We start from the raw sequence: 17487 nt of genomic DNA on the forward strand, positions 1-17487 counted from the left end.
GATATATCCATATGCCTTAAAAATCCAGCCCCTCAAACTGTTCGTTCCAGTTAACTTTAAAGTTTTCTTGGACATTCAAGCTTACAAACAAACAAAAGCTATATAAACACACTAGCATTCCGTATCGGAAAAGGTCGTTCAATAATGGTCTTACCTCTCCAAAATGTCTTTGGAATAACCGTTCTTGATTCGTCAGCTGTCTTCTGGATTGCGCCCATCGCGGGTTTCTTGGCTGTTTTTGTTTCCCTTTATCTCATGCGCCGCATTGGCAAGATGAGTTCAGGTGGACCCAAAGCAGTCGAAGTCGGCGAAGCAATCCGCGAAGGTGCCTACGCATTTCTAAAACGGCAATACAAAACCATCGCTATCATAACCGCTGTTCTTTTCGTTTTGCTGACAGTTGCGCTGGGCTTTAACACTGCAATCGCGTTCTTGGTGGGTGCAGTTGCTTCTTTAGCCGCAGGGTACATCGCAATGGACAACGCCACCAAGGCAAACGTCCGAACTGTTGCAGCAGCAAAAAACGGCGCTGAAGCTGCTCTAAAAACCGCCTTCTATGGTGGAGCCACCATGGGCATGGCTGTTGTGGGCTTGTCCCTTTTAGGTGTAAGCTTTTTGTTTTTGATTTACGGCGGATATCACGCTTTGTTTGGACCTCTACCCGTTTCTGAAGCTGCAGAATTAGGCAGAAACGCAGCCAGCGGAATCGTTGGCATGGGTTTTGGTGCCTCCCTGATTGCACTGTTTGCGCAGCTAGGAGGCGGCATCTACACCAAAGCTGCAGACATCGGCGCTGATCTCGTGGGCAAAGTCGAAGCAGGCATACCTGAAGATGACCCCCGCAATCCCGCATGCATTGCCGACAACGTCGGAGACAACGTAGGCGACTCCGCGGGTCGAGGAGCTGACTTGTTTGAGTCTGCAACAGGCGAAAACATTGGAGGCATGGTTATTGGTGGGTTAATTAGCATGGTTACGGGAAACTTGATTTTCCTGATATTCCCACTTATCGCTCGTGCGTTGGGCATTTTTGCTACACTGGTTGGTATGCCGTTTGTTAAGCTTAATGAAGCTGAAGCAAAGCACCCTATGAAGGCACTTCGAAAGGGGCTTATGGTGACAACCATTGTTTCGGCAGTGCTCTTTGGGATTGTTTCCGTCTTTCTGTTAGGCAGTCTGTATCTTTACTACTGTTTGCTTGCTGGGTTAGCTGCAAGCGTAGCCATTGATTACATAACTGACTACTACACAGGAAGAGACCGAACCCCAGTCAAAAAAATCGCCAAAGCCAGCGAAACCGGAAGCGCCACGAACATAATCACAGGTTTAGCCGTCGGCTTAGAAACAACCGCCTTGCCCATAATCGCGTTGGTTATTGCGCTTCTTGTCTCATACTTCTTTGGAACCCAATTTGCCGCCCAAATCGGCATTGACCCCTTCATCGGCGGTGTCTACGGCACCACCCTTGCAACAATGGGTATGCTGGCAGTCATGGGTATGGTTCTCGCCTTAGACGGTTTTGGTCCAATCGCAGACAACGCAGCTGGCATCGCCGAAATGTCCGGCGAAAAAGGCGCCGAAGAAACAATGGACGCCCTTGACGCAGTGGGCAACACCACCAAGGCATTAACCAAAGGCTTCGCGTTGGGTTCTGCGTTGCTGGCGGCTCAGCTGCTGTTCCAAACGTACGCGCAGGAAGTTGACGCCCAACTAGGCATAACCTTAGCCGTGGACATCTCCCAGCCAGTAGTGCTCATCGCTGCCTTCATCGGAGCCATGCTGCCCTTCCTGTTCTCATCCCAAGCCATCAGCGCTGTAGGCAAAGCAGCCTCAGAAATGGTCGCCGAAGTTCGCCGCCAATTCAAAGAAAAACCAGGCATCCTGCAAGGCACCGATAAACCCGACTACGGAAGCGCAGTGGACATCAGCACAAAATCCGCCCTCAAAGGCATGATTCTTCCGGGCGTTGTGGTTCTGGTGGTTCCCCTGGTTGTGGGTATCCTCCTGGGGCCCTCAGCCGTAGGAGCACTAGTGATTGGCGCCACACTAACCGCGGTTCCCTTAGCCTTGCTGATGAACACAGGCGGAGGCGCTTGGGACAACGCCAAGAAACACATCGAAGCAGGCAACTTAGGCGGCAAAAACAGCCCAGCGCACCAAGCGGCAGTTGTCGGCGACACCGTGGGTGACCCCCTCAAGGACACCGCTGGACCCAGCTTGCACGTGCTAATCAAGCTGCTGAGCACGCTCTCCATCGTGTTCATCCCGCTGTTCATCAACCTGCTCCACCTGATATAGGCGGAACCCAAAGGGAAGTTTTTCTTCCCACCCTTTTTCTTTCAAACAAGTTTCTTTGTTCTGTTGGGTCTTGTCTTTTAGCGGAAAGTAGACCCCTCTATAGGTTCTGCATACAATTGTTAATGGCATCCAAATAGGCTCCAAATAGGTTGCGCCGAGTCCGGTTTGCTTCTTTTTGAGGGCGCCACATACAATATAACAGACCATCGGCTATACTATAACAGGTGAATCCAGCAGTTTGCATGAGTATTCGCCAAGGTGAGGTTATGGCTTTTTTTACTAACCGAACGGAAGCGGGACAAAAACTTGCCTCCGCCCTCCAAGGTGTAGCGGACAAAGATGCGCTGGTGTTAGCCGTTCCCCGCGGAGGCGTCGTTGTTGGTTACGAAGTGGCTCGCGCCCTGAACCTTGAGTTGGATGTTATTATCACCAAAAAAATTGGGGCACCTGGGAATCCTGAACTTGCCATAGGCGCCGTCGCCGAAGACGGATTCGCTCTGGTTGATGCTGCGTTAGTCTCCATGGTGAGGGCACCTAAAGACTACGTTGAAGCGGAAACCGAACGGCAAACCGCCGAAATTCAACGTCGCCTCAAAAGCTACCGCCAAAACCAGCCTACTCCAAAAATTGCGGGCAGACAGGTGATTTTGGTTGATGACGGCATCGCCACGGGCTCAACTCTTACGGCTGCCATACGCTCGCTCAAAAAAAGGGGCGCCAAAACCGTAACCGTAGCCGTCCCAGTGGGTCCACCCGAAGTCATCCGCAACCTTAAACAAAAAGCTGACCAGGTAGTTTGCCTTTTTACGCCTGAACCATTCTACGCAATTGGAGAATTCTACGACGATTTTGACCAAACTACTGACCAAGAAGTCATCGAGCTGCTGAGTTTGTGCAGAAAACAAAAAGCGAAGGTGACAAATTGAGGTCGGTTCATGCTGGCAAAACCGATGTTGAGATTCCTGTAGGGAACGAATTCATAAGGGGAACCCTCACAATTCCTCAAAATGCAAAAGCCATTGTAGTTTTTGCACATGGAAGTGGTAGCGGCAGGTTTAGCCCGCGGAACACGTATGTCGCGCAGTTGATTAACACAGCTGATGTAGCGACGCTGTTGATTGATTTGTTAACAGCAAACGAAGCTGAACAAGACGAATACACAGGCGAGTACCGTTTTGATGTGCAAAAACTTGCAGGGCGCCTTCTGGACGCGACACAATGGCTAAAATGCAACTCTCAAACCCAAACCCTGAGAATGGGTTATTTTGGAGCCAGCACCGGAGCCGCCGCAGCCTTAATTGCATCTGCACAAGTTCCTGTGGAAGTTAAAGCGGTAGTTTCCCGAGGCGGAAGACCCGACTTAGCCAAAGAAAGCCTCACCAAAGTTAGGGTGCCAACCTTGCTTATTGTTGGGGGAAAAGACACCGAAGTTCTCAGGTTGAATCAAGAAGCCCTCAGGCTCATTTCTGCAGAAAAGAAACTGGAGGTGATTTCTGGGGCAACACACCTGTTTGAGGAACCTGGAAAACTCGAGGAAGCCGCCGCGTTAGCTCTGGACTGGTTTAAAAAATACCTCTAACAAAGCCTGATTACTCACAGTTTCCATTGAAGGCTAAAGCTGCCCTCCTCAGTTAAGTTAACCCGTGTACCCATTTTTTCGCCTTCACGATTCAAAACTGATTCGAGCCAAGCTACATCATTTGTCTGAGGACACCTTTTCTGAAAACTCTTAGTTAACATCGGCACCATCCTCAAGGAAACAAGGTTTCCAGTTCCTGCATCCGCATCAGAAAAGTACATCAAGCTAATGTCTCCGCGAAACTTTTCGTAGCCGCCAATGCCTGCGTAGTCATTGAGGAAGTCGCCGCAACCGTAGAGTATAAGTTTACCCCCATAAACCTCAATGCCCTTGACATGATGCGAAGAGTGCCCATACACTAAGTCGACGCCTGCGTCGTCAATTAATTCGTGAAAAAAAGTGGTCGGGTCCGCTTCAATACTATACCCCCAATTCTGCCCGTAATGAACGGAAAAAACAACGAGGTCCCCACGTTTTTTGAAGCGTTTCACTTGATTGTGTATGCGTTTGACTGTTTGCTTAGAGTAGTCTTGCAACAAGTTTACGCCGGGTCTGTTTTCGGTGGCTGCCCAATCCTTAGGAACACCACCGTCTAAGGTGCAGTACGCAAAAAAAAGCACGCGCCCCTTTTCTGGAACGGACAAAACCGCGGGTCTCCTTGCTTCCTCAACATTTTTTCCAGCTCCAGCATACTGCACTTCAATTTTTTGGAGAGATTGAAGAGTTTCAGAGAGCCCCGAATAACCATAATCAAGCACATGGTTATTTGCTAAAGCGACGCAGTCGATGTGCGCCCGCAAAAGACAGAGAGCATTTTTTGGGTTCATTCGGTAGGTTACGCTTTTACCTACCCATGGATGACTGCGTTGGGTTATGCTGGTTTCCAAATTCGCCACCCGCACGTCAGGGGCAGCGCGTTCAAGCTCCTCCAATGCGTCACCCCAAACGTAGTCAAAATCGACAGGGCATAGGATAGCCCCGCTGGTTTTTTCGGCAAACCGGACGTATTCACGGGCATCTTTCACGTAGGGTTCATGAAGTGACGGATTTGAGGGGTACGGCAGCACCTGATCTATGCCTCTGCCCGTCATGACATCTCCGCATAGGAAAAGCCGAATTTTTTGGTCATCTGGTTTTTTAGGTGAAATCATGCCGCCTAATGCCAGATTCGCAGCTAGCAGATTCTCCGTATATCTCTCTCCTAAATCGGTCTCTGGAACTGTGAAGGAGAGCCGCCGCGGTAAATGAAAAGGGCGAATTAGGCTCTATTGTGATAGGTAGGTTGCAGGGCATAGGAGTTTTTCTTGTTCCTCGCTGATTAGGCTCTCCGCTTTTAACTCTTCAGCTATTTTTTTGCCTAACTCGGTTAAGTAGTAAATTTTGTATGTGTTACGTCCGTTCCTTGAGACTTTCATGTCTTCATTGAAAAGACCTGCATCACGCAGCAACTCGCAGTTTTTAAGGTCTGCTGAGGGAATCATCATTCCTGCGCTGGCCTCTAAGTACCATAAACCTTGCTCTTTGTTTTCTAAGGCGGCTAAGAGGTATTTTTTGAAGACGCCTGTTCTGCACCTAATATAGTCGGATAGGAAGTCGCCAAGTCTTTGTGACATATTAATCAAGAATATTGAAGGTTAAAGCAAATTTAAGGTTTATCTAACCCCACCCAAGACGCGAAACAGTAGAAAACGCACAACTTCCAGACCTGCGCTTCTTTCACTTTAATTGACCCCTCCCCCCTGCATCAAAGAGTTGCTTTTACGATAGCTTAAAAGCAGAAAAACAACCAACACAGTCCAAAACAAAACGGCGAAAAAACATGTCCCAAGGCCTCCTAATCCAACAACCAACAGCAACCCAAACCAACCAAACACTATTCTCACTAAACATGCCCAACGTAACAGACCTATTTCCCGGCTTTAAACCCGGAGACTTCGCGGTTGTCTACGGTTCACCAACCATAAACTCAGTCATGTCCCTACTTTGCGTACGCGCCCAACTGCCTACCCAACTAGGAGGCTTAAACAGCAACGTCGTCTTCATCGAAGGCGGAAACACCTTTCGCCAAGCAAAAATCGCGCGGTTCGCTCAAATTCATCACCTCAACCCAAAAAAAGCATTAAACCGTATCTGCCTTACACAAGCATTCACAGCATACCAGATAACCAACATCATCTTAGAACGCCTTCACAGCATCATGGAAAAAAATGGTGCAAAGCTTGTAATAATCTCTGACATCGCAGGGCTATTTCTTAACGAAGACATCCCTGAGGAAGAAGCCAAACGAGCTTACAGTCAACTAACTGCCTACCTTCAAGACTTTGCCCGACAAAACCAAGTGATTGTAATCGCAACATACCTTTCCCGTCAAAACTGCAGCCGCCACCGATACCTTCGTGAGGTTTCCTTCGATAACGCTACTGTCGTGACTGCTTTTCGGCAGACACCTTACGACCGTGAATTTACGTTGGAAAAACACCCCCAGTTCATGTTGGGAACAGCGGATTTTTCCTTGGAACACCTGCCCTTAACTGATTTCATGTGATGCAAGGCGTTGGCACCTTAACTTGCCTGAGCCTTAGTCGCTTCAAGGTTAAACGTCACCCGTTCACATTTCTTGTAAATTGGCGTTATTGTGGATGTTTGCAGCGTATTTTCCTGATTTTGCATCGATGTGTTTAAGTTTTCATAATTTTTATGTATAAATCTCAACTAGCCTTTTATTCAATTACTGCTTAATTAATAAACAAGAAAAGGCGAAGAAAAATGAAAAACAAAACGGCGGTAAAAAAGACCCTTGTTGCAGAAAAGTATAACGTTGTTTACTTCAGCCATATCTGAAAGGAGGCGGAAAGATGATTGAACTTTCAAGTCTTGTTTGGATTGGGCTGGGGGCAGGCGTTCTGCTGTTAACCTTCACAAGGTACGCTGTTTCCTACAGGAGGCGAATGCGAACCGAACTGTACTAAACAAAAAATCTGAAAAAAGCGCCTTTACGATAGAAGGGCGTGAAATATCAGAGCCAGTGAAGTGTAAGGATTGCATATGGTGGTATGCAATTAAATAACAACTAAAATAAGCGCAGCCAAGAAGAAGAGGTTCTAGTGTAAATCACTGGGGCCCTTCTTTCCTCGTAGATGCTTGAGGCGTCTGAGAGCTATCTTTTTCAAGTTCGCATTGTTGTTGACGGAATTGGTTAGAAAAATATTTTAATGCAGATGAGACAAATGTAGGTGAGGATAAAAATGCCTACAGCGTTTGTGTTGATTAACACTGAAATTGGCTCTGAAGCCGATGTTCTTAAAGAGCTAAGAAAAGTTGAAGGCGTCGAGGAATCATCAGCTGTCTACGGCGTCTATGACATCGTCGCCCGCGTTCGTGCAGATACAATGGACCGACTAAAAGAAATCGTAACTTGGCGAATTCGCAGACTTGACAAAGTGCGTTCAACGCTAACTATGATTGTTGTAGAAGAAAAACAGTAACTTTCTTTTCTTTCTTAACATAACCATCGGTCAGAATGAAGTTTTAGTGTAACTGTTATAGGCTCTATCCACCAACAAATTTTTAAAAACAAACCCGAACAAAAACACGAATGGTGATTTTTTTGCCGAAAGACAAAATTGAATTTCAATGCCCTTGGTGTGGGGTCCTTTTTGAAGATGCACGACAACTAGAGATACATGCCCGAAACCACTACGCAAAACAAAGCCGTCTATAAGGTCGCCCTCTAAATATTACATTTTTTGTTTTTTCTTCACAAAGTATATTTTTCAGAGAAACCACTAACTGTTAAGCCCATTTGGATTTATTTGAGTAAATTGAAAATGCCTTCTTCATTAAAGTTCACCTTTCACATGTAGTGCAGGCGATAAATTTACTCTTTGTATTCTGAAGGGGCTTGCCACATAGCAGTTTGCCACTGCTTAAAAGGCCATAATTTGAGGCGAAGGAACATGGAAAAACCCAAACTTCCCAAGGCGTTACCCTATGCAATGGCAGTCATTGTAATTGGACTTATCGTCATAGTGTTAGTTGCAGGTTTACCCAGTTCCATTCCCACAGAATATAGTGGCGAAATCCGCAGTTATCAGGGCGAGGGTCTTTCGGCAATTGCTGAGGTTCAAGCAAACGAAATTTCAGGGCTTCAAGACATCAACCACGATACATACCGTCTTGTTGTGAATGGTACAGTGAAGGAACCGCTCGAGTTAACGTACAGTGAGGTCATCAACAATTATCCAAGTTACCTTCGGGTTGCCACCATATACTGCGTTGAGGGGTGGGAAGCAAAAATTCTCTGGGAAGGCGTCCAAGTAAAAGACCTGCTGTTGGCTGCCGATGCCAACATGAGTGCACCGGTGGTCATCTTTTACGCTTCTGATGGCTACTCTACTGCTTTGCCGATGAGTTACATCGTAGACAACAACATTTTGCTTGCCTACAAAATGAACAACGTCACGATGCCTCCTGAGCGGGGATTCCCCTTTGAGTTAGTGGCAGAAAACCAGTACGGCTACAAATGGATAAAGTGGATAACTCAAATTGAGGTTTCCCAAAACGAAAACTACTTGGGTTACTGGGAACGCAGAGGCTACCCCAACAACGCAACCCTCCGATAGAACCAAAACGAACCGTATCCTTCTTTTTTGTTGTATAAAAAGCAAAGCCTGACATAAGCCGCTCTACGTTCGCATTTAATTTAAAAAATTCATTTCAGTTGCTTAAATTTAAGCCTTGACTTAAATATTATCAACTAAGACTTTTAAATCAAGACAGCAGTACTGCAATACAAAACAGGTGAATGAAATGGTAAACGTAACAAGCTACCATGTATTGATCTACGGAAGTCAACAAGGCTACCAAACAAACAGAGCCCAAATCGCCCTCTACAACAACGGAAAAGTAGTTGCGTACGTCCGATTCAACGACCCCGGCATGGCTTTTGAAGCCGACAGTGAGGTTAACGGAATCATAAAGATGCATTTGCCCTCCACAATGTTCCAAAGCGTTTTAGACATACTCCGCAATGAAAAACCAATAAACATCTACTTCGCTCAAGGTCGAGGCTTCTTCGGAACGGGCAGTTTGGAATCAGTCGGCGAAGCAGAGTAAACGCCGCCTAAACCAAAATAAACTTCATCCACCCGACACCCTTTTTTAATTATCCGTGTCTTAACAGCACAAGTTTCTACAATCTTCGGATTTTTCGCTTGGCTATTACGCTGAGAGTAACCTTTGAATACATTTGGACATACAACTCAAATACGCCAAATGCCCAATGATGGGCTTCAAAGAGCTTGCTGAAAAGACAACTTAATATGCCTCAGGAAAACAATAGTAAAAGAGCCTCTGCAATGAGGCGGAAAACCTCTCATTGGCGTGGCCGGGGTAATGTAGCTTGGTTAGCATAGAGGCCTGTGGAGCCTTTCGCCAGGGTTCAAATCCCTGCCCCGGCCCCATCAGTAATCTCTTCTATAAAGGCGCCGTCAAGATGTATTCAGCGCGGTTTCTGCGGATTGGTTTGCCTTGATGCCTCGCCGTTGCAACATCAATTTTTCTGTCGCTGTAACCTAAGAAAAGCATGCAGGTAAGGACGTACCGTTCTGGAATACCTAAGACGTGGCGAATCCGCTTCTCTTGGTCACCGTACTCTGGGGGTGTAATTGAGACGTAGCAGCTTTTTATGTTCTGTGCTTCTGCCATCGTTATCATGTTCATGGTTGCGGCGGAGGTGTCCTGCCAGAGGAAACGCATCCATGGGTGACGCTTATTTTTGAAGTCTAAGCTTATTATGTGCTTTTTGGCGGTGTCAAACAGAACCAATACGATTTTGTTAGGGTGTGAGTTCTTAAACCATGGCGAAGCATACTTGCAGACTTCTCCTATTCGCTTCTTGTCGGAAACAACCATAAACCGTATGGCTTGATGATTAGCCGCTGAAGGTGCATACATGCCAGCCGTTAAGATTTTCTGCATCTTGTTCTCCTCAACCGCTACATCGAGCCATTTTCGGTTGCAAACCATTTACCTCAAAATTTACTATAATCATGTATGACCAACAAATATGAACTAAAAATTCATTTATCGGCAGTAGAAAAGTCTTGTTTACCTTTCTACTCTGACTCCATAAAACCTTCGGGATAAGCGGTCTGTTGGACCAACTCGTACGCAGTAAGCCTTAACTGTTCTGTTACACATTATATAGTATCCCACTGGCTAAATCCATGACGACGGACCCAACGGAAGAAGCAAGCACCACAAATCTTGCCCTTGTGAAGTATGGGTTTTACCCAATCATGGGACACGGTGGGCGCGGGCACAATTCCCACGCCAGAGAGAGCTTAGCATAGAGGAGCGCACCGCTCCACAATGAAGTTGAGTGTTAGGTTACGTGGGACACAATTGCCCGCGAAGAAAAGCGGCTTCCAAAAAGTCAACAACCCCTTTCCGCTAATTGGGTATGGTGGCATTCCAATAGTAAACGCTTTCATACATGTCGACAAACGAAAAAGTTGGTTCCTCATAAACAATGTCCAAAGCGTACTGGTACTCCGATAAGAGGTGCCGGCTAAGAGCCCAAATTTGAGGGGACATTTCATCAGGTCCCCAAAACCCCCAAATGGTATCCTGCGAATTACGCATACCCCATCCATAGTTTTTAGGCAAAATCAACGCCGCCTTTGCCGTGACAGAGTTGAAGGCAAGTTTGTGGGTGACTTGGGTGTTGGTCCAGAATTGTTCCAGCGCCTCAAAATGCTCGTCAAGCAACACGCCATAAGGATTCCCATCAAGGGAAGGATAGTCAAAGATGGCGATGTATTTGGCGCCAGCCTCATATGCAGCAGCCATCTGGGCGTATATTTCTTGTCCGCTGTCTAAGTAGGGCGGAGACTGATACTTCCAAGTAATAATAGCGCCCCACTCTTTGCCTTGAAGATTTGCTGCGCCTCTTGCTAAGGCGATGTCTTGGGCTAAGCTGTTGTTCCACCCAATTTGTGCCAGAACTACATCGTAGCCTGCTTGGAAGTCAAACCAATGCAGGGCGTAGTCAGAAACAAAAATGGGCACCCCATTATTTTTGAGGTCTTTGATGCCTTGGTCACTACTGAGGCTGTTAATGAACTGATTCGCGACTTCATCATAGCTTAGGTCTTCATTAGACTGGAAGCCGTAGGAACGCCAGTCGGTGTCAATCCACATCCCACCCGGTTCTTCATAGTAATATACCCCCAAAAATTTGTCACCCCAACGGCTTTTTGCCGAGCCTATCCAGGTGGTTCTCCATGACGTTTCAGCTGTTAAAACCCTTGGGTCAAGGTCGCCAAAATAAACCACAATGCTCAACCCCGCATCAACTGCGTAGTTGCAGATTTCGTTGGTTGCCGTTTCATTTTTGCTCACCGGACCCGACTGCAATATCAACAAATTCGTGCAATCCTTTACTCTATCAATGAGCAACTCGGCTTCTTTTGTCGTGTTACCGCAAAAAGACACCCCAACGTAGCAGGAGTCGGTTTTGGGGGTTTCGTCAGCTAAAGGCGGCATGACAAACCACGCGGCGAAAACAGACCCAATTATCACTAGAACCAGTGCTGCCGCAAGAAGCTTTTTCTGCATGTCCAACGCGCCCTGAACGTTTAGGCGTGCTTGAAGATATTTCTTCTTGTATTGCGCTCTATCGGATTATTTTCATGATTTCTGACGCGTCATATCCTCTACGAAGTAAACCCGCCATGATGTTCATAGAATGTTTTGAGTGCGAAAAGAAGTCTGTTAGTCCGCTGCATAGCCAGTTTAATCCGGGTTCTCCGTCGGGCGTTTGAAGCACACGGTTTTTTGGGCATTCCCCCCAGCAGGTAAACAAGAACTCGCATTCACGACAATATTGAGGCAGCTGTGTATATTTTGCGTTTCCGAATCCCCGCTGTTTTCGGCTGTAAACAAGCTCACCGATTGGGTTTTTCAGGATGTTTCCTAAAAAATAGTTGGGTTCCACGTAGTGGTCACAGGAATACACATCGCCATTATGCTCCAAAGCAACGCCATCGCCGCATCGTGGGCTGAGAATACAAAGCGAAGAATACCCCCGAACATAAGAGGCTAAGACGCCGTCAAAAAACTGGACAAACATGCCGCCTACATCGTTATGAATCCACTCGTCGAAAATCTCGATTAGGAATTTTCCGTACTGCCTTGGCTGCACTGAACGTTCAGTGATGGAGGTGCCTTCTTGGTTTCCAGTGTCGTTTTCGCGCTCCACGATGGGTATGAACTGCAGGTAGGGGGTTTTGAGTTCGTCACGGAAAAAACGGTAAACCTCAAGGGGATGTTGACTGTTTTCTGCGTTGATGGTGCAAAGGATGTTGAAGTCCACTTGATACTTCTGCATAAGGCGAGCGGCATTAACCACTTGGTCAAACACCGAGTTTCCTTGTTTGTCTCTTCGATACGCGTCATGCAGCCTCTTTGGGCCATCCACGCTTAACCCAACCAGAAAATTGTTGTCGCGCAGAAAGCGGCACCACTCCTCGTTAAGCAAAACCCCGTTTGTTTGCAGAGTCTGTTCCACTTGGATGCCTGAGCAGGCGGTTTTTTTGATGAGTTCAGTGGCGCGACGGAAAAAGTCAATGCCCATCAAAGTGGGTTCGCCGCCCTGCCACGCAATCGTCACTGTAGGTGCCTCATGAGCCTCAATTGTCTGCTGAATGTACGCTTTCATAACCTCGTTAGACATGTGAAAGTTGCTGTTTGGGTAGAGGTACTTCTTTTTTAAGAAAAAACAATACGCGCAATCAAGGTTGCATTTGGAGCCGGTGGGTTTTGCCATAACATGAAAGGCGCGAAGCTCATGTTTTCTTGTTTCAGCCATTTCTCACTGAGCCTCTAACAAAAAGAAAAAAGGGTGCATTGGGGGTATCAGTGTTGACCCGCGCCAGATGCGTTTTTTAGATTTTCCAAGACTCTGTCTAAGTTAAAGGACGCAGGTTTCTGTCGTGGTGGAAACTCTTTAAACGATTGAATCTGTTGAGCTACAAAAGCTTGTGCGGGAACAAGTATGAATGCATGGCTAAGGAGCCAGTCCCAGTAGGTGTTTGAGTTTTGGTCGGCGCGTTCGAATGGGTCACGACGTAAGTTGAATATTTTTGGGATACGTAATTCTACAAATGGTTCCCCCCAAAGAGCCAGCTTCTTTGCTCGCTGCTCCATGAAGACAAGCTTCCAATCATTGTAACGTAAAGCTAAAAGTTGTCCATCATCACTAATGTAGAAAAACGAATTTCGCGGGCTTTCTTTGGTTTCTCCCATCAGGTACGGCAGCATGTTGCAGCCGTCAAGGCACACTTTGAAGGTTTTCACACCTGCAGCATGTCCAGCTAAAAGTTTTTCTTTGATGTCGGGTTCTCCTGCGGCAGCCAAAATTGTGGTTAGCCAGTCTTGATGAGAAACGATGTCATTGATTACAGTGCCAGCGTGGAACTTCTTGGGCCAGCGGACAAATGCGGGAACACGCCAGGCGCCTTCCCAATTGGTGTTTTTCTCGCTACGAAACGGTGTAATCGCACCGTCAGGCCAAGTGTTATAGTGCGGACCATTATCCGTGGAATACAGGGCAAGAGTATTGTCCGCGATGTTTAACTCGTCAATCTTTTTGAGAAGTCTGCCGATGTTTTCGTCGTGAGCAACCATGACATCATTATAGAACCCGCCATTACCGCTTTTACCCAAATGCTTTGCGGCAGGGTGTGTTCGAACATGCATCGCAGTGGTATTGTACCAGATAAAGAACGGCTTTCCATTCTTATTTGCATCCTCAATAAACCGAATTGCGCGGTCGGTTACTTCTTCGTCAATGGTTTCCATTCTTTTACGCGTTAGCGGACCGGTATCCTCAATTTCTCCTCCAGCAAAACTATGAAGTACGCCTCGGGGACCAAATTTTTTGCGAAATTCAGGGTCTTTAGGGTAATCTGGAAGTTCAGGTTCCTCTTCTGCGTTTAAGTGGTAAAGATTGCCAAAAAACTCGTCAAAGCCGTGGTTTGTAGGCAGAAATTCATCCTTATCTCCCAAGTGGTTTTTACCAAACTGACCCGTAACGTAGCCTAAGGGTTTGAGCAATTCAGCAATTGTTGGGTCTTCAGGACGTATTCCTATGTCAGCGCCTGGCATTCCTACCTTTGTCAACCCTGTCCTGATTGGATTTTGGCCTGTAATGAAGGCAGCGCGGCCAGCAGTGCAGCTTTGTTGACCATAATAGTCCGTGAAAGCGACCCCTTCATGCGCCAACCGGTCGATGTTTGGTGTCTGGTAACCCATTTGACCTCGATTGTTGTAGCTGATGTTCCACCACCCGATGTCGTCACCCCACATTATCAGAAAATTAGGCTGTTCAGTTGCAGCCATTTAGCATCACTCCAAAAAAGCAGGTTGAAAAAAGATTTAACTCAACAAAAGTTGTTTTCAAAAAGAACACCCAGCAATATCAGCAGGGCAGTGGACTTAAGGTTTTGTGGTTGTGTCCTACCCTTTACATGCTCTTCTCTGTTGAGAACCCTATTTTCTGGTGAGGTACTAAATTCTTAAGTTTAACGTACGCAATAAGCTATCAGCAAGACAGGTTGATACCCGTTGGATATCGAAAAACGAATCGAACTAATATGCAGACCACCCGCAGAGGAAGTCTTGACTCCTGACGACCTTAGGCAAATACTTGAAACCGAAGAACACCCTATCGCCTACAACGGTTGGGAACCCTCCGGACTTGCCCACTTGGGAACTGGGGTTATCTGCGCTTACAAAATGAAGGACTTCGCCGAAGCCGGCGTCCACTTCAAAGCCTTTCTAGCCACATGGCACGCATACCTTAACAATAAACTGGGCGGCGACCTAACTCTCATACGCAAAGCCGCCGACCTTTTCCGCCACAGCTGGATCGCCTTAGGCGTGCCTGCAGACAAAGTGGAATTCATCTACTCCGATGAACTCTACAATGACTTGTCGTACTGGGCAAAAACCATGGCTGTCGCCAAGAGCCTTACCATCGCCCGAACTACCCGCACGCTGGAAATTGCCGGGCGCAAAGAAGGCGAGGCGCACTACGTCAGCGACTACCTTTACACGCCAATGCAGGTAGCAGACATATACCACCTTAAAGTCAGAATCTGTCAACTAGGCATGGACCAACGCAAGGCGAATGTGGTTGCCCGTGAAATCGGAGAAAAAATCGGCTACTGGAAACCCATCTGTGTCCACCACCACCTGCTGCAAGGGCTGGCAAAACCCAAGGTCTGGCCGATTCCTGAAGGACAAGAAAAAGAAGCAATTGCTAGCGCAAAAATGAGCAAAAGCAAACCTGACACATGCATATTCATCTATGACACCCCCAAAGAAATCAAACAAAAAATGAGCAAAGCCTTCTGCCCCGAAAAAACCATCAAATACAACCCCATCTTAGACATCTGCAAATACATCATATTCCGCGAGGAAACCGCGTTCACCATTGAACGCCCCGACAAATTCGGCGGCAACATCCAGTTCGGCAGCTTTGACGAGCTCGCATCAGTCTACGCCGAAGGAAAACTGCATCCTATGGACCTTAAAAACGGCGTCGCCGAAGAGTTGGGCAGAATTTTGGAGCCAGTCAGGCGGTACTTTAGCAACAACAAAGAAGCCAACGAGTGCTTAGAAACCATACGCGAAGCCAAAATCACCAGGTAACCCCTTTTTGTCGGCGCATCTTAGGGAGAAACATGAAAAAATTCAGCAAACCTTAACCCAACTTGCCGAAGAATCAGCCAAAGGCACCCTCATTGTTGTGGAGGGAAAAAAAGACCTGCAAGCCCTCCGCGAACTAAACATAGGGGGCTCCATTTTTACCTTAAAAACGGGAGGCAAATCTTTCACGGATGCGGTAACGGAAATCGAACGCACAGGGGCTTTGGAGGTTATTTTGCTTTTGGATTTTGATAGACGCGGAAAACTGGGAACAAAACGATTGAAAACCTGTCTAGAGCATGTCAAGATCACGCCTAATCTCAAGTTTTGGCGCACCATTTTTGGGGTGGTAGGCAGAGAGCTGCAATGCGTCGAAGGTTTACCCTCGTATATCCATACTTTGGCTCAGAAAGCAAACTGCCTGTGACTACACCAAGCACCAACATACTCTTAAAATTTTAAAAAACGTAATTTATGATGCATCCGAACGGTGAGAAAATGAACAAACAGAGAAAAAATCGCTTTAATCAATGGGGGTCTACGGCGCTTCTCGCTGCATCGGGTGTGTTGAAAACCTTTTTGGGTTGGACGAAGAGGTTTGGAAACAAAGAAGCCTTTTTGTTTCCTAGCCGCCACTGCTAAACTCAAACCTCCAAGTCCAACTGGCTTTATTGAACGGAGAAACTTTGGATGCCCGCGGCTTATGTTCTTTTAAACACGGAAATCGGTGCAGAACGGGACGTGCTAAATTTTGTGCGCAAAATGGAAGGCGTGCAGGACGCGTTTAAGGTTCTGGGGATTTATGACATAATCGCCCATGTTACGGCGGACACCATGGATACTCTGTTAATCATAATTAAAAGTCTACAAATTAACAAAGTCATCACCAAGCTCACTGTTGTCCTCGCCGAAAAATAGCGAAAACTGCGGAAACGTATTTTTTTAGCTGTGTTTTTGGGGTCTTAAGTTCAGAAAAGTTATTATCATCAGCCTATCTTACTGCAACCAAGGAAGGAATCGTTATAGCTGCTAATGAAAACATGGTTACCCTCGGACTAATCCAGACGGCAGTCTCCAAAGACCCCCAAGAGAACCTTAAAAAAACCAGCCGAAAAGTCGAGGAAGCTGCCCAGCAGGGAGCCCAAATTATCTGCCTTCAGGAACTGTACCGTTCGCGGTATTTTCCCCAAAAAGAAAAGCTAAATGTTAGCAGTTTGGCTGAGACGATTCCCGGCGAATCCACCCAAGCCTTATCTGAACTGGCAAAAAAACATGAAGTCGTTGTGATTGCCCCAGTATTCGAGAAGGCTGCTGACCAAAAATGCTACAACTCCGCCGTCACAATTGATGCAAACGGCGAAATCCTTGGTGTATACCGCAAAATTCACGTTCCTAACGATGATTTTTTCTACGAAAAAGGCTACTTTGCACCTGGAAGTTCGGGTTATGGCGTTTATCAAACGCGGTTCGCAAAAATCGGCGTCCTCATTTGCTACGACCAATGGTTCCCTGAAGCCGCTCGAATTAATGTGCTTAAAGGGGCGGATATACTCTTTTACCCCACTGCCATCGGAACCATCAAAGACTACACCTCACCCGATGGGGACTGGCATGAAGCATGGAAAACAGTGCAGCGGGGGCATGCCATAGCTAATGGTGTTCATGTTGCTGCCGTTAACCGAGTTGGCGAGGAAGGGCAGCTTCAGTTTTGGGGTGGCTCATTTGTCTGTGACTCGTTTGGGCAAGTGGTCAAAGAGGCAAGCGGCACTGATGAGATGGTTCTCGTCGCAGAAGTTGACCTTTCCAAGAACCTGAGCATTCGGGAAGGGTGGGGTTTTCTGCAAAATCGGCGCCCCGACACTTACCACGCCATAGTTGAAGATAACCCTTGAGGC

Annotated in this window: 17 protein-coding genes and 1 tRNA gene; 12 read left to right on the forward strand and 6 right to left on the reverse strand. The window is 46.9% G+C overall.

The genetic code is table 11. The features are described from left to right. Positions 1 to 144 precede the first annotated feature (144 nt). The 3 genes from ACBZ72_04640 to ACBZ72_04650 all read left to right on the forward strand — a co-directional run bounded on the left by ACBZ72_04640 (position 145) and on the right by ACBZ72_04650 (position 3877). Entirely contained in the window at positions 145 to 2298 is a 2154-nt protein-coding gene (locus ACBZ72_04640) for a sodium-translocating pyrophosphatase (protein XES78163.1), read from the forward strand. A gap of 242 nt (positions 2299 to 2540) precedes the next feature. Next, positions 2541 to 3224, forward strand: coding sequence for a phosphoribosyltransferase (locus ACBZ72_04645; GenBank protein ID XES78164.1), 684 nt, complete (start codon positions 2541 to 2543; stop codon positions 3222 to 3224). After that, positions 3191 to 3877, forward strand: a complete 687-nt coding sequence (locus ACBZ72_04650; GenBank protein XES78165.1) for a dienelactone hydrolase family protein — start codon at positions 3191 to 3193, stop codon at positions 3875 to 3877. The genes ACBZ72_04645 and ACBZ72_04650 overlap by 34 nt, the downstream gene beginning before the upstream one ends. 14 nt (positions 3878 to 3891) lie before the next feature. On the opposite strand, the gene ACBZ72_04655 is transcribed toward ACBZ72_04650, so the two are convergent. Further along, the gene (locus ACBZ72_04655; protein XES78166.1) at positions 3892 to 5028 is read right to left on the reverse strand and encodes a CapA family protein; all 1137 of its coding nucleotides are present in this window, start codon (positions 5026 to 5028) and stop codon (positions 3892 to 3894) included. A gap of 114 nt (positions 5029 to 5142) precedes the next feature. Continuing rightward, the gene (locus tag ACBZ72_04660) at positions 5143 to 5490 is read right to left on the reverse strand and encodes a hypothetical protein (protein ID XES78167.1); all 348 of its coding nucleotides are present in this window, start codon (positions 5488 to 5490) and stop codon (positions 5143 to 5145) included. Between the two features lie 206 nt (positions 5491 to 5696). Here ACBZ72_04660 and ACBZ72_04665 point away from each other — a divergent pair, with 206 nt between their 5' ends. The 5 genes from ACBZ72_04665 to ACBZ72_04685 all read left to right on the forward strand — a co-directional run bounded on the left by ACBZ72_04665 (position 5697) and on the right by ACBZ72_04685 (position 9339). After that, positions 5697 to 6422, forward strand: a complete 726-nt coding sequence (locus ACBZ72_04665; GenBank protein ID XES78168.1) for a hypothetical protein — start codon at positions 5697 to 5699, stop codon at positions 6420 to 6422. 700 nt (positions 6423 to 7122) lie between these two features. Continuing rightward, the gene (locus tag ACBZ72_04670; GenBank protein XES78169.1) at positions 7123 to 7362 is read left to right on the forward strand and encodes an Lrp/AsnC ligand binding domain-containing protein; all 240 of its coding nucleotides are present in this window, start codon (positions 7123 to 7125) and stop codon (positions 7360 to 7362) included. Positions 7363 to 7833: 471 nt separating this feature from the next. Then, positions 7834 to 8499 (forward strand): molybdopterin-dependent oxidoreductase, encoded by a 666-nt coding sequence (locus ACBZ72_04675; protein ID XES78170.1) that lies wholly within the window; start codon positions 7834 to 7836, stop codon positions 8497 to 8499. Between the two features lie 187 nt (positions 8500 to 8686). Beyond that, a complete protein-coding gene (locus tag ACBZ72_04680; GenBank protein ID XES78171.1) occupies positions 8687 to 8992 on the forward strand; it encodes a hypothetical protein in 306 nt (101 codons plus the stop codon). A gap of 270 nt (positions 8993 to 9262) precedes the next feature. Next, positions 9263 to 9339 (forward strand) — tRNA-His (locus ACBZ72_04685). A 13-nt stretch (positions 9340 to 9352) separates the two neighbouring features. On the opposite strand, the gene ACBZ72_04690 is transcribed toward ACBZ72_04685, so the two are convergent. From ACBZ72_04690 to ACBZ72_04705, 4 genes are all read right to left on the reverse strand, one after another. Continuing rightward, the gene (locus tag ACBZ72_04690; protein XES78172.1) at positions 9353 to 9904 is read right to left on the reverse strand and encodes a nitroreductase family protein; all 552 of its coding nucleotides are present in this window, start codon (positions 9902 to 9904) and stop codon (positions 9353 to 9355) included. A 426-nt stretch (positions 9905 to 10330) separates the two neighbouring features. Then, positions 10331 to 11497 carry a hypothetical protein gene (locus ACBZ72_04695; protein XES78173.1) on the reverse strand — a complete coding sequence of 389 codons (1167 nt, stop codon included), beginning with the start codon at positions 11495 to 11497 and terminating at the stop codon, positions 10331 to 10333. A gap of 58 nt (positions 11498 to 11555) precedes the next feature. Then, positions 11556 to 12749 (reverse strand): anaerobic sulfatase maturase, encoded by a 1194-nt coding sequence (locus tag ACBZ72_04700; GenBank protein ID XES78174.1) that lies wholly within the window; start codon positions 12747 to 12749, stop codon positions 11556 to 11558. Between the two features lie 47 nt (positions 12750 to 12796). Continuing rightward, positions 12797 to 14281 (reverse strand): arylsulfatase, encoded by a 1485-nt coding sequence (locus ACBZ72_04705; protein ID XES78175.1) that lies wholly within the window; start codon positions 14279 to 14281, stop codon positions 12797 to 12799. A 225-nt stretch (positions 14282 to 14506) separates the two neighbouring features. On the opposite strand from ACBZ72_04705, the gene ACBZ72_04710 reads away from it, so the two are divergent. The 4 genes from ACBZ72_04710 (at position 14507) to ACBZ72_04725 (ending at position 17484) form a co-directional block, all read left to right on the forward strand. Further along, entirely contained in the window at positions 14507 to 15595 is a 1089-nt protein-coding gene (locus tag ACBZ72_04710; GenBank protein XES78176.1) for a tyrosine--tRNA ligase, read from the forward strand. 7 nt (positions 15596 to 15602) lie between these two features. Further along, positions 15603 to 16019 (forward strand): toprim domain-containing protein, encoded by a 417-nt coding sequence (locus tag ACBZ72_04715; GenBank protein ID XES78177.1) that lies wholly within the window; start codon positions 15603 to 15605, stop codon positions 16017 to 16019. Positions 16020 to 16282: 263 nt separating this feature from the next. Then, positions 16283 to 16510, forward strand: coding sequence for an Lrp/AsnC ligand binding domain-containing protein (locus ACBZ72_04720; GenBank protein XES78178.1), 228 nt, complete (start codon positions 16283 to 16285; stop codon positions 16508 to 16510). A gap of 122 nt (positions 16511 to 16632) precedes the next feature. Beyond that, positions 16633 to 17484 carry a carbon-nitrogen hydrolase gene (locus tag ACBZ72_04725; GenBank protein XES78179.1) on the forward strand — a complete coding sequence of 284 codons (852 nt, stop codon included), beginning with the start codon at positions 16633 to 16635 and terminating at the stop codon, positions 17482 to 17484. Positions 17485 to 17487: the final 3 nt, after the last annotated feature.

It is taken from the genome of Candidatus Bathyarchaeia archaeon, from assembly GCA_041447175.1.
Lineage (GTDB): Archaea > Thermoproteota > Bathyarchaeia > Bathyarchaeales > Bathycorpusculaceae > JADGNF01.

Bases quoted from the DNA above. Each gene is read 5' to 3' on its own strand.
- ACBZ72_04640 (XES78163.1), top strand. From the start codon at position 145: ATGGTCTTACCTCTCCAAAATGTCTTTGGAATAACCGTTCTTGATTCG.
- ACBZ72_04645 (XES78164.1), top strand. From the start codon at position 2,541: ATGAGTATTCGCCAAGGTGAGGTTATGGCTTTTTTTACTAACCGAACG.
- ACBZ72_04655 (XES78166.1), bottom strand. From the start codon at position 5,028: ATGATTTCACCTAAAAAACCAGATGACCAAAAAATTCGGCTTTTCCTA.
- ACBZ72_04660 (XES78167.1), bottom strand. From the start codon at position 5,490: ATGTCACAAAGACTTGGCGACTTCCTATCCGACTATATTAGGTGCAGA.
- ACBZ72_04665 (XES78168.1), top strand. From the start codon at position 5,697: ATGTCCCAAGGCCTCCTAATCCAACAACCAACAGCAACCCAAACCAAC.
- ACBZ72_04670 (XES78169.1), top strand. From the start codon at position 7,123: ATGCCTACAGCGTTTGTGTTGATTAACACTGAAATTGGCTCTGAAGCC.
- ACBZ72_04675 (XES78170.1), top strand. From the start codon at position 7,834: ATGGAAAAACCCAAACTTCCCAAGGCGTTACCCTATGCAATGGCAGTC.
- ACBZ72_04680 (XES78171.1), top strand. From the start codon at position 8,687: ATGGTAAACGTAACAAGCTACCATGTATTGATCTACGGAAGTCAACAA.
- ACBZ72_04690 (XES78172.1), bottom strand. From the start codon at position 9,904: ATGGTTTGCAACCGAAAATGGCTCGATGTAGCGGTTGAGGAGAACAAG.
- ACBZ72_04695 (XES78173.1), bottom strand. From the start codon at position 11,497: ATGCAGAAAAAGCTTCTTGCGGCAGCACTGGTTCTAGTGATAATTGGG.
- ACBZ72_04700 (XES78174.1), bottom strand. From the start codon at position 12,749: ATGGCTGAAACAAGAAAACATGAGCTTCGCGCCTTTCATGTTATGGCA.
- ACBZ72_04705 (XES78175.1), bottom strand. From the start codon at position 14,281: ATGGCTGCAACTGAACAGCCTAATTTTCTGATAATGTGGGGTGACGAC.
- ACBZ72_04720 (XES78178.1), top strand. From the start codon at position 16,283: ATGCCCGCGGCTTATGTTCTTTTAAACACGGAAATCGGTGCAGAACGG.
- ACBZ72_04725 (XES78179.1), top strand. From the start codon at position 16,633: ATGGTTACCCTCGGACTAATCCAGACGGCAGTCTCCAAAGACCCCCAA.